Annotated in this window: 11 protein-coding genes; 8 read left to right on the plus strand and 3 right to left on the minus strand. The window is 71.7% G+C overall.

Annotated features, from left to right (window positions below; genetic code table 11):
• The first annotated feature begins 99 nt into the window (after nt 1-99).
• Nucleotides 100-375, plus strand: coding sequence for a hypothetical protein (locus BJ969_RS00075; RefSeq protein WP_184475981.1), 276 nt, complete (start codon nt 100-102; stop codon nt 373-375).
• A 442-nt stretch (nt 376-817) separates the two neighbouring features.
• On the opposite strand, the gene BJ969_RS00080 is transcribed toward BJ969_RS00075, so the two are convergent.
• Nucleotides 818-2,437 (minus strand): long-chain fatty acid--CoA ligase, encoded by a 1,620-nt coding sequence (locus BJ969_RS00080; protein ID WP_184475983.1) that lies wholly within the window; start codon nt 2,435-2,437, stop codon nt 818-820.
• 129 nt (nt 2,438-2,566) lie between these two features.
• Here BJ969_RS00080 and proC point away from each other — a divergent pair, with 129 nt between their 5' ends.
• The 5 genes from proC to BJ969_RS00105 all read left to right on the plus strand — a co-directional run bounded on the left by proC (nt 2,567) and on the right by BJ969_RS00105 (nt 6,462).
• A complete protein-coding gene (gene proC / locus BJ969_RS00085) occupies nt 2,567-3,376 on the plus strand; it encodes a pyrroline-5-carboxylate reductase (RefSeq protein ID WP_184475985.1) in 810 nt (269 codons plus the stop codon).
• Between the two features lie 206 nt (nt 3,377-3,582).
• Nucleotides 3,583-3,807 carry a helix-turn-helix domain-containing protein gene (locus BJ969_RS00090; protein ID WP_184475987.1) on the plus strand — a complete coding sequence of 75 codons (225 nt, stop codon included), beginning with the start codon at nt 3,583-3,585 and terminating at the stop codon, nt 3,805-3,807.
• Between the two features lie 234 nt (nt 3,808-4,041).
• Nucleotides 4,042-4,143: a 30S ribosomal protein bS22 gene (locus tag BJ969_RS00095; protein ID WP_003402602.1), complete on the plus strand. Its 102-nt coding sequence runs from the start codon at nt 4,042-4,044 to the stop codon at nt 4,141-4,143.
• Nucleotides 4,144-4,462: 319 nt separating this feature from the next.
• Entirely contained in the window at nt 4,463-5,497 is a 1,035-nt protein-coding gene (locus BJ969_RS00100) for an NAD-dependent epimerase/dehydratase family protein (protein ID WP_184475989.1), read from the plus strand.
• Between the two features lie 11 nt (nt 5,498-5,508).
• A complete protein-coding gene (locus BJ969_RS00105) occupies nt 5,509-6,462 on the plus strand; it encodes a lysophospholipid acyltransferase family protein (RefSeq protein ID WP_184475991.1) in 954 nt (317 codons plus the stop codon).
• Between the two features lie 4 nt (nt 6,463-6,466).
• On the opposite strand, the gene BJ969_RS00110 is transcribed toward BJ969_RS00105, so the two are convergent.
• Nucleotides 6,467-7,369 (minus strand): HAD-IB family hydrolase, encoded by a 903-nt coding sequence (locus BJ969_RS00110; protein WP_184484552.1) that lies wholly within the window; start codon nt 7,367-7,369, stop codon nt 6,467-6,469.
• Nucleotides 7,370-7,624: 255 nt separating this feature from the next.
• Entirely contained in the window at nt 7,625-8,362 is a 738-nt protein-coding gene (locus tag BJ969_RS00115; RefSeq protein WP_184475993.1) for a sigma-70 family RNA polymerase sigma factor, read from the minus strand.
• Nucleotides 8,363-8,639: 277 nt separating this feature from the next.
• On the opposite strand from BJ969_RS00115, the gene BJ969_RS00120 reads away from it, so the two are divergent.
• Nucleotides 8,640-10,166 carry a class I adenylate-forming enzyme family protein gene (locus BJ969_RS00120; RefSeq protein WP_184475995.1) on the plus strand — a complete coding sequence of 509 codons (1,527 nt, stop codon included), beginning with the start codon at nt 8,640-8,642 and terminating at the stop codon, nt 10,164-10,166.
• A 205-nt stretch (nt 10,167-10,371) separates the two neighbouring features.
• A complete protein-coding gene (locus BJ969_RS00125; RefSeq protein WP_184475997.1) occupies nt 10,372-10,629 on the plus strand; it encodes a glutaredoxin family protein in 258 nt (85 codons plus the stop codon).
• Nucleotides 10,630-10,852: the final 223 nt, after the last annotated feature.

Here is a 10,852-nt window from a genome sequence, read left to right on the forward strand (position 1 = left end):
GACGCGGGCGGGCCGTGCGCGGCCTGCCCGTTCCGGGCGGCGGCCGGGGTTAGGGTGGCGACTCCGGCCGAACGACCGCCGACCGTAGGGAGACCAGCCGTGCCGACCGTGCGCATCCACCCCATCCAGCTCGACTTCAAGCACTCGGGCGGCGGACAGGTGTGCAACCTGTGCGGGGCGCAGGAGAAGTGGGCCTCGGCGGCCCAGCCGACGGTGCAGGGCGCCGCCTACGACCGCTCGCTGCACCTGGCGCACCTGGTGACCGAGCACCTCGCCGACGTGCAGGGCACCTTCTCCAACGCCGAACGCGGCAAGGAGAAGTCCATCACCGACAACGCCCCCACCGACGAACCCGACGAGACCCCCGCGGAGTGATCCCCTCCGCACACGCGGCCGCTCAATGATCGTGCCGACGCCGCGAACCCACACCCACCACCTAGCCGAAGGCCACGCCTAGCCCGGCGAAACCGGCCCGCTCCAAGACCGAAGCCCGCGCCAGCGGCGAAGCCGTGCCTCCGGCGGGCGAAGCGACGCTTGCCTCGCGGCCGAAGGCCGTGCCTTTGCGGCGTAGCCGTGCAGTGGGCGGGCGAAGCCACGCCTGCCTCGCGGCCGAAGGCCGTGCCCCGCGGCGTAGCCGTGCCTGGATTCGCGAAGCGAATAGCCCACGTCCAAAAGCCGCTCATCGGCGGGTTCTCAGTCGGTCTCTCGCGAGGACGGCTTTTCCCTCGTGGCGGAGCCACTTGGGAAAAAGATCCCGCAGCGAGAGACCGACTGAGGTTCCGCTACCCGACCACCCGAGCAGAACGACCCGCCATCACTACGCCTGCTCGACGTCAAGATCCCCGTCGGCGTGTTGTTTGCGGAGTCGTTTCTTGTCGTACTTGCCGACGCTGGTCTTCGGCGCTTCGTCGATGAAGGTCCAGTGCTCCGGCAGCTGCCACTTCGCGACCCTGCCGAGCAGGAATTCGCGCAGTTCCGCCGCGTCCGCCTGCGCGCCTTCGTGCAGCACCACTGCGGCCAGCGGTCGCTCGTCCCACTTCGCGTCCGGCACGCCCACGACCATCGCCTCGGCGACGGCGGGGTGCGCCACGAGGTGGTTCTCCAGCTCCACCGACGAGATCCACTCCCCGCCGGACTTGATCACGTCCTTGGCGCGGTCGGTGAGCCGCAGGAACCCGTCGGCCGACAGGGTGCCCACGTCCTCGGTGCGCAGCCAGCCGTCGCGGAACTTCTCGGGGTCGTCGTTGTTGTAGTAGGACGACGCGACCCACGGGCCGCGCACCTCCAGCTCGCCGACGCTCTTGCCGTCCCACGGCAGTTCGTTGCCGTCGTCGTCGATGAGCCGCGCCTGCACGGCCGAGGACAACCGGCCCTGCGACTCCCGGTACGGCCACTGCTGCTCGCCGGTCGCCGAGCCCGGTGGCCGGGCGACGCTGCCCAGCGGCGAGGTCTCGGTCATGCCCCACGCGTGCAGCACGGGGATGCCGTAGCGCTCCTGGAAGGTCCGCATCAGCGACGGCGGGCACGCCGAGCCGCCCACCACGACCTCGCGCAGCGAGGAGATGTCCTGCGGGTCCTGGTCGAGGTGGCCCAGCACGCCCTGCCAGATCGTCGGCACGGCCGCGGCCATCGTGGGGTGCAGCGAGGTGATCATCCGGACCAGCGGCTCCGGCTGCAGGAACCGGTCCGGCATGATCAGCGACGCGCCCGCCATCATCGCCGCGTACGGCATGCCCCAGGACATCGCGTGGAACATCGGCACGACGGCCAGCCCGCGGTCCGCCTGCGCCAGCGCCATCCCGTCCGACATGCACACCTGCATCGAGTGCAGCCAGATGGAGCGGTGCGAGTAGACGACGCCCTTCGGGTTGCCGGTGGTGCCGGAGGTGTAGCACATCGCCGCCGCGCTGCGTTCGTCCAGCTCGGGCCAGTCGAAGGTCTCCTGGCGCCCGCGCAGCAGCTGCTCGTAGTCGTGCACCTGCACGCCCTCGGGGGCCTGCAGCGACGACGGGTCGCCGTTGACGATCACGTGCCGCACGGTGCTCAGCGACGGGAGGATCTTCTGGAACAGCGGGAGCAGGCTCTCGTCGACGACGACCACGTGGTCCTCGGCGTGATCGGCGATGTAGCTGATCTGCTCGGGGAACAAGCGGATGTTGAGGGTGTGCAGCACCGCGCCCATCGACGGGGCGGCCAGGTAGATCTCCAGGTGCTCGGCGTTGTTCCACATGAACGTGGCGACCCGCTGGTCCCCGGTGACGCCCAGCTCGCGGAGCCCGTGGGCGAGCTGAGCCGCGCGGCGGCCGACCTCGGCGTAGCTGCGGCGGCGGGCCTGTTCCCCGGTCCAGGTGACCACCTCCGAGGCTCCGTGGGTGGTGCTGCCGTGTTCCAGAATCCTGGCGATCGACAGCGGGCCGTCGTGCATCGTGCTCAGCATCGGGATCGGACCTCCAAGTCCGCGCGCTCGGGCGCTCCATCAACGGCGGTGTCGTGGCTGCGGACACACTAACCGCGCAGGTGACGCCTGGGGAGGGTCCGAACGGGACGTTCTGGCACCCTGATTCGCATGAACTCCATTGCCGTACTGGGCGCGGGCAAGATCGGTGAATCCCTGCTGTCGGGGCTGCTGCACGCCGGTCGGAACCCGGCCGACCTGCTGTTCACCGAACGCCACCCGGAGCGGGCCGCCGAACTCACCGACAAGTACGGCATCGAGCACGTGGAGATCGACGCCGCGGTGCGGCGCGCCGACGTGCTGATCGTCGCGGTCAAGCCGCAGGACATCGAGCCGCTGCTGGACGGGGTGGCGCCGCTGCTGGAGCCGAGCACGCTGGTCGTGTCGCTGTGCGCGGGGCTGCCGACGAAGCTCTACGAGCGCCGCCTCGCCGCGGGCACCCCGGTGGTCCGGGTGATGCCGAACACGCCGATGGTGGTCGGCGAGGCGATGAGCGCCATCTCGGCCGGTTCGCACGCAGACGAGAAGCACTTGGCGCTGGTGGAGGACCTGCTCAGCAGCGTCGGCCAGGTCGTGCGGGTCCCCGAGTCGCAGCAGGACGCGGTGACCGCGCTGTCGGGTTCCGGTCCCGCCTACTTCTTCTACCTGGTCGAGGCCATGATCGACGCGGGCATCCTGCTGGGCATCCCGCGCGCCACCGCGGCCGACCTGATCGTGCAGTCCGCCGTGGGGGCGGCGACCATGCTCCGCGACGGCTCGGAGGGGCACCCGGTGATCCTGCGCGAGGCCGTGACCTCGCCCGCGGGCACCACCATCGCCGGCATCCGGGAGCTGGAGAAGCACGGCGTGCGGGCGGCCCTCATCGACGCGATCGAAGCCGCCAGGGACCGTTCCGTCGAGCTGGGCAGCGCCCACGACTGACGGCGGACCCCGCAGGCCGGGTTGGCTTCTTCGGGGGGTTTCGAGATGTGGTGCAGGCGTCCTGACAGGCGGAAACTCCTGAAACCGGGACGTTCGTGCATCGCAGGATTCCCAGGCGTCCCGCTACTCTCGACAGAGCACGTGCGTGTGGAGTCCGTCGGAGGGGAAGCCGACGGCGCGTCACGTGTCGAAGGACTCGGTGAAGCATGTCTGCGAACTCGGAACCCACCCAGCAAGCACCCCCGCACGTCGGGCAGGTGCAGTTCCTCACCGTGGCCGAAGTGGCCAGGTTGATGCGGGTGTCGAAGATGACCGTCTACCGGCTCGTGCACGCCGGTGATCTCCCAGCCGCGCGGGTGGGACGATCGTTTCGCGTTGCGGAGAACGACGTGCACGCCTATCTGGAGAACGCCTACTACAACGCGGGCTGAGGGCCGCGTTCCGGCGTCATAGCGGGAAAATCGCCGTCCGCCTCCGGACGCAGCACCGCCCGTCCGGAGGCCGCCGGGCCGCTGGGGAGGACCACGTCGTCAGGGGTGCACCGGTGGGCGGGTAGGCTGCGGCATCGGTCGTGCTTGATGCCGGTGCGCTCACCGGCGGTGCGCCACGGGGCAGCACCGGCACGAAATGACATTCGTACCAACGCCGACAGCGAAGGATTCCGCATGGGCTCGGTCATCAAGAAGCGCCGCAAGCGCATGTCCAAGAAGAAGCACCGCAAGCTTCTGCGCAGGACCCGCGTCCAGCGTCGTAAGTTGGGCAAGTAAGGGAACTGCCGGACTCCGGCTCCGCCCGCGCGGTGCGAGACCAGAGTCTCGGGTCTCGCGCCTTCGCCGCCGCCGGCCACTCGGGTCGGCGGCGGTTGCTTTGGCACCCCTGTCCAGGTGGTCCGGGCCGGTTCCGGTTGCCCGGGCCGGGGGCCGCTGGTGGGGTGCACGAGGATCCCGCCGCGTTTCCTCGCACGTAACCGGGGCCACCGCCCGGGCTGGGTAGCATCGTGAACGGAGCTCGTGCTTCGCGGCCGCCGCCCGTCGTCGGCGCGCGAATGCAAGCGATCACCCTCCGGCCGGACTCTCGGGGAGAACCATGGTGCCGAACGTCGTCCTCGTGACGGGTGTCAGCAGCTTCCTGGGCGGGCACCTCGCCGCGCGGCTCGCCGCGAACCCCGACATCGAGCGCGTGCTGGGCGTGGACACCGCGCCCCCGCGGCCCGACCTGCGCCGCCGGATGGGCCGCACCGAGTTCGTGCGCGCCGACATCCGCAACCCGCTGATCTCCAAGGTGATCGCCGGCGCGAACGTGGACACCGTGGTGCACGCCGCCGTCAACTCCCAGTCCGGGCCCGAGGGGCGCGCGGCGATGAAGGAGATCAACGTCATCGGCACCATGCAGCTGCTGGCGGCCTGCCAGAAGGCGCCGGAGCTGCGCCGGATGGTGATCAAGTCGACGACGGCCGTCTACGGCGCCAGCCCCCGCGACCCCGCCGTGTTCTCGGAGGACATGGAGCCCAAGGACCTGCCGTCGTCCGGCTACGCCAAGGACGCCGGGGAGATCGAGGGCTACGTGCGCGGGTTCGGCAGGCGGCGCCCGGACGTGGACATCACGACGCTGCGCTTCACCCACCTCATCGGGCCGCGCATCGACGCGGACCTCACCCGCTACTTCGCGCTGCCGCTGGTGCCGACGGTGCTCGGCTACGACGCCCGGATGCAGCTGCTGCACTCCGAGGACGCGCTGGCCGTGCTGGAGAAGGCGACGACCCACGCCCTGCCCGGCGTGTTCAACGCGGGCGGCGACGGCGTGCTGATGCTGTCCCAGGCGATCCGGCGCGCCGGGCGGGTGGCCGTCCCCGTGCCGCGGCTCGGCGTGCCCGCGATGAGCCGGTTCTTCCGGGGCGCGCGGCTCGTCGACTTCTCCCCGGAGCAGATGCGGTTCCTGAACTTCGGCCGGGTCGTGGACACCACGAAGCTGCGCGAGCGCTTCGGGTTCACCCCGCGCTGGACCACGCAGCAAGCGTTCGACGACTTCGTGCGCGGACGCGACCTGCACCCGGTGATCGACCCCGACCGCGTCACGGCGTGGGAACGCGGCGTCGGTGACCTGCTCGCCCGACTGCGGTGATGGGAGGCCAGATGGCGGACGCCCGAGTGATCCCGCTGCACCCGGCGGATCAGCGGACCGGAGGTGGCGCGCGGCGCGGCGCGGCACCGATGCCGGAGTCCGTCCCCGCGCCGGAGGACGGTGCCGGGGGCTGGGAGGACGCGGTGGCCGACGCGCTGGCCTTCGCCCGCCGCAGGCTGCTCGGCGACTACAAGGTCGACGAGTTCGGCTTCGACGAGGACCTCACCGACCACCTCGTGGTGCCGCCGCTGCGACCGCTGTATGAGAAGTGGTTCCGGGTGGAGGCCACCGGCTTGGAGAACGTCCCCGAGTCGGGGGCGCTGGTGGTCGCGAACCACTCCGGGACGTTGCCGCTGGACGCGCTGATGACGACGGTGGCGCTGCGCGACCACCACGATCCGGGCAGGCACCTGCGGATGCTCGGCGCGGACCTCGTGTTCCGGCTGCCGATGGTCAGCTCCATCGCGCGCAAGGCCGGGCACACCCTCGCCTGCAATCCCGACGCGGAACGGCTGCTGCGGGCCGGTGAACTGGTGGGCGTGTGGCCGGAGGGCTTCAAGGGCATCGGCAAGCCCTACCGGGACCGGTACAAGCTGCAGCGGTTCGGCCGCGGCGGGTTCGTCTCGGCCGCGATGCGCACCGGCGCGCCGATCGTTCCCTGCTCGATCGTCGGCGCGGAGGAGATCTACCCGAAGCTCGCCGACATCCGTCCGCTGGCCAGGCTGCTGGGCGTGCCGTACTTCCCGGTGACCCCGCTGTTCCCGCACTTCGGGCCGCTGGGCATGGTTCCGCTGCCGTCGAAGTGGTACATCGAGTTCGGCGAGCCGGTCGAGACGGCGCACTTCGACGAGGGCGCCGCGGACGACCCCATGGTCGTGTTCAGCCTCAGCGACCAGGTCCGCGAGATCATCCAGCAGACCCTCTACCGGCTGCTGTCCCAGCGGCAGAACGTCTTCCTCGGCTAGGAGCTCAGGAGCGGTCGCGGCGACGGTAGGCGAGGCCCGCGGCGATCGCACCCGCGACGGCGCTCGCGCCGAGCATGGACTGGGCGCCGATGCGGGCGGCTTTGCGGCCGGTGCGGAAGTCGCGGATCTCCCAGCCGCGGGAGCGCGCGATGTCGCGCAGCCGCTGGTCCGGGTTCACCGCCACCGCCGTGCCCACGGCCGAGAGCATCGGCACGTCGTTGGCCGAGTCCGAGTAGGCCGTGCAGCGGCGCAGGTCGAGGCCTTCGCTGGCGGCGAGCGCGCGCACGGCGTGCGCCTTCGCCCGGCCGTGCAGCATCTCGCCGACGAGCCTGCCGGTGTAGAGGCCGTCGGCGTGCCCGGCGACGGTGCCCAGCGCCCCGGTCAGGCCGAGCCTGCGGGCGATGATCTGCGCCAGTTCCACGGGGGTGGCGGTCACCAGCCACACCCGCTGCCCGGCGTCGAGGTGCATCTGCGCGAGCGCGCGGGTGCCCGCCCAGATCCGGTCGGACATCAGCTCGTCGTAGATCTCCTCGCTGAGCTCGACGAGTTCGGCGACCTTGCGCCCGGCCACGAACGACAGCGCCTGCTCGCGGCTGGCCTGCACGTCGTCGGCGTTCTCCCGGCCGCCGACGCGGAACTTCAGCTGCTGCCAGGCGAATCCGGCCAGGTCGGAGGCGGTGAAGAACTTGCGCGCCGCCATGCCGCGGGCGAAGTGGAACAGCGAGGCGCCCATCATCATCGTGTTGTCCACGTCGAAGAAGGCCGCCGCTGTCAGGTCGGGCGGTGCGGTGAGCGAGCCGCCGGGTTCGGCGCCGGCCACGGCCGCCTCGGCGGAGGCCCGGCCGGCCACCTTCGCGCTGTCGAACGACGCGTCCGCCGGGTCCGGTTCGGCCGGGGTGCCGGGCACGTCGTGTTCAGGGACGTGGTGCTCTGGGCCGTCGTGGCCTGGGTCCCTGCTTGTCGGCACCGCCGCGCCTCCCGGTCTTGCTCCGGCTGGATGAGTCCTTGCTCGGGTCGGTCCTGGATCCCCAGGGCGCTGAGCGGGCCGTTTCCAGTGGTGCCGACCCGGTTCAGCAGGCTTCCAGCTTAGAGGCTCCCTCTCGGCCCGTTGGCGCGGTCCACGCCGACGGGCCGGGACGGAACATGATCGTGATCGCGGGGCTCAGCGCACATCGTCGGGCAGCAGCTGGGCCAGCCGCCGCACGGCGCGGTGCTGCAGGGCTTTGATGGCGCCTTCGCCGCGGTGCATGCGCTGCGCCGTCTCGGTCACCGACAGGCCCTGCATGAACCGCAGCTTGATGCATTCGCGCTGGTCGGGGTTGAGCTGCCGGACGCAGCGCAGCAGTTCCTGCTGGGTGGCGGCGTCGAGCACGTGCTGTTCCGGGCCGCACTGGGCCTGCGGCCGGTGCTGGGCGTCGGTGAGCTCGGGGATGGGCACTTCGAGGCGGGCGCGGCTGGACTTCACGTGGTCCAGGACGAGGTTCTTGGCGATGGTGATGAACCAGGCGGCGACGTCGCGGCCCTGGTAGCTGACGGTCGCGATCCGGCGCAGCGCGCGCAGGAAGGTCTCGCTGGTGATGTCCTCGGCGAGGCAGTGGTCGCTGACGCGGAACAGCACGTAGCGGTAGACCACGTGCGCGTACTCGTCGTAGAGCTTGCCGAAGGCGTCGGCGTCGCCGTTCTGGGCGGCGCTGACGTGCCGCCAGTTCTCGCCCGGCGCGGGTTCGGCCGCGGGCTGCGTCGTCGCCGGTTCGGCCTCCGGCCGCCGCTCGGCGGGTTCGGGGTGCCGCCGCGGTGCCTGCTGGTGCTGCTGGGCGGCCCGGCCGGGCGGGCGGTCCGGGAGGTGCGCGTGCCGGTGGTGGGCCGAGTGGACCGGGGCGGGCAACGTGCTGGTGAGCATTGTCTCGACCGACCTCCTGCCGTGGTGGTGACCCGGCTGTGGTGGCGCTGTGGCCTGCGGGTCACCGGGGGCGTGCTGGTCTGGTGCAACGTGATGATTCGGTCTGCGTCGCCGGAGCATACGTGTTGTTACTCATAAGTAGGTAGTGCTTCGGGGTCTCGGATTCATCGCGGTTGCCTCAGCGCCCCACCGCACGGTTGGGTGATGTCGAACACCCTTTGCGACACTGCGGGGGCGCCGCGAACGGCTCCGCAGGCACGGCGATGGAGGTACGCCCATGTCGACCGATGCGTGCCCACCCCGGGTCACCGGCGGGTCCGGTGCCGCGAACCCCGATGTGAACCTGGCGGATCTCGTGCGGGCCGCCGCCGAGCGCGGGCCCGACCACCCCGCGCTCATCGACATCGCCGGTCACGAGATGAACTGGTCCGAACTCGACGCCGCCGTCACCGGTTTCGGCCGGCGGTTGCTGGACGAGGGCGTGCGGCCCGGTGACCGGGTGGCGCTGGCGCTGTCGACGGGGTTCGAGTTCTGCGTCGCGCTGTTCGCGGTGTTCCGGATCGGTGCGACCGCCGTCCCGCTGCCGCCGACCGCTCCCGGCCCGGAACTGCGCCGGGTGATCGACGACAGCGGAGCCCGGCTGCTGATCACCGTGCGCGGTGACGACTCGGCCCCGGAGGAGGACTTCGGCGTCGCCAGGCTGGATCCGCCGACGGGAACCGAGCGGACCGATCTCGCGCTGCCGCAGGTCACCGCCGACCTCGCCGTGCTCTGCTACACCTCCGGCACCTCGGGACCCGCGCGCGGCGCGATGCTGCCGCACTCCGCGCTGCTGGCGAACGTGCGCCAGTGCGCGCGGCTGCGCCCGATGCCGGTCAACGCCGCCGACCGGGTGCTGCTGGCGCTGCCGATGTACCACGCGTTCGGCCTCGGGCCCGGCATGTTGCAGGTCGCGGCCGTGGGAGCCACCGCCGTGCTGCTGCCGCACTTCGATGCCGACGAGTCGCTGGCGACGATCGCGCGGCACCGGGTGACCTGCGTCGTGGGGGTGCCGCCGATGTACCGGGCGTGGTTGCGCACGCCGCCGGACCGGCTGCGCGAGGGCATGTCCACGGTTCGGCTGCTGACCTCCGGCGCCGCCCCGCTGGGCGCCGACGTGGCCGCGGCGGTGCGCTCGGCGACGGGGCTGGACGTGTTCGAGGGCTACGGGCTCACCGAGACCGGGCCGGTGGTGACCACGACGCTCGCCGGTGAGCGGGCCAAGCCCGGATCGGTGGGTCGCGCGCTGCCGGGCGTGCAGGTGCGGCTGGTCGACGCCGACGGTTCGCCGATGGACGAGGCCGACGGGGACACCGGCCGGGTCGCGGTGCGCGGCGAGAACCTGTTCCGCGGCTACTGGCCGGACGCCGCGCACGGGCCGGACGACGAGGGCTGGTTCCGCACCGGCGACGTCGGCTACTTCGACGCCGACGGCGATCTGCACCTGGTGGACCGGGCCACCGACCTGATCATCGTGAACGGGTTCAACGTGTACCCGAGGGAGGTCGAGGTGGTGCTGGCCGAGCTCGCCGGGGTGCGCGAGTCGGCGGTGGTCGGCGTGCCGGACGAGGCGCAGGGCGAGGCGATCAAGGCCGTCGTGGTCGCCGAACCCGGTGCCGAGCCGACTCCGGAGCAGGTGCGCGCGCACTGCGCCGCCCGGCTGGCGAAGTTCAAGGTCCCCGGCGAGGTCGTGTTCGCGAGCGCGCTGCCGCACTCGCCCACCGGGAAGATCGCCCGCCGGACCCTCCGCTCGCCCGCGCCGTGAGCTCCTGTCTTTGATCTCGGCTTGAGCTGTGGGTCGCTCGGCGGAACCTCAGCGGCTTCCTCGCTGGCAGGACACGACCAGCAACCCCGCGCACCCGGAACGACAAGATCAAAGACAGGCTCCGGGGTCAGCCTGGTTCCCGGCCGGGAATCCCGGCCCCGGGAGGTCGGTACCTTGAGGTGAGGTCTGGTCGAGGAGGTCGGAAGTGCCGGAGTCCGCGGGAACGGGGCGCGCGGTCACGTTGCTGGTGCGCGAGCGGTGCCACCTGTGCGACGTGGCGCTCGCAGAGGTGCGCGAGGTGTGCGGCGAGCTGGGCGTGCCCTGGTCGACCGAGGACGTGGACGCCGACCCCGAGCAGCGCGCGGAGTACGGCGACCGGGTGCCGGTGATCCTCGTCGACGGTGTCGAGCACGGGTACTGGAAGGTCGAGCCCGACCGCCTCCGCGCGGCGCTGACCCGCTGACCGCGTCAGGCGGCGGCAGGACGGCCGAAGACCGCCGAGCCCGTTTCGCCCGTTCGGCCCTGGCGGCGCGCGTTTCGCGGCCCGGCCGGGGTGCTCGGCCGCGAAACGCCTGGAGCGCGGGGCGTCGCGCCGGGTGTGTCGTTTCGCACCGAGCCGTCGGCCGCACGATCACCGCCAGCCTCGCGCTGATCGTCAACCGGAGCCGGATGCCTGCCAAGGCGTC

Source organism: Saccharopolyspora gloriosae (assembly GCF_014203325.1).
GTDB lineage: Bacteria > Actinomycetota > Actinomycetes > Mycobacteriales > Pseudonocardiaceae > Saccharopolyspora_C > Saccharopolyspora_C gloriosae.

Excerpts from the sequence above, each read along its gene's own strand:
- BJ969_RS00080 (WP_184475983.1), bottom strand. The coding sequence starts at position 2,437 with ATGCTGAGCACGATGCACGACGGCCCGCTGTCGATCGCCAGGATTCTG.
- proC (WP_184475985.1), top strand. The coding sequence starts at position 2,567 with ATGAACTCCATTGCCGTACTGGGCGCGGGCAAGATCGGTGAATCCCTG.
- BJ969_RS00090 (WP_184475987.1), top strand. The coding sequence starts at position 3,583 with ATGTCTGCGAACTCGGAACCCACCCAGCAAGCACCCCCGCACGTCGGG.
- BJ969_RS00095 (WP_003402602.1), top strand. The coding sequence starts at position 4,042 with ATGGGCTCGGTCATCAAGAAGCGCCGCAAGCGCATGTCCAAGAAGAAG.
- BJ969_RS00100 (WP_184475989.1), top strand. The coding sequence starts at position 4,463 with ATGGTGCCGAACGTCGTCCTCGTGACGGGTGTCAGCAGCTTCCTGGGC.
- BJ969_RS00105 (WP_184475991.1), top strand. The coding sequence starts at position 5,509 with ATGGCGGACGCCCGAGTGATCCCGCTGCACCCGGCGGATCAGCGGACC.
- BJ969_RS00115 (WP_184475993.1), bottom strand. The coding sequence starts at position 8,362 with ATGCTCACCAGCACGTTGCCCGCCCCGGTCCACTCGGCCCACCACCGG.
- BJ969_RS00120 (WP_184475995.1), top strand. The coding sequence starts at position 8,640 with ATGTCGACCGATGCGTGCCCACCCCGGGTCACCGGCGGGTCCGGTGCC.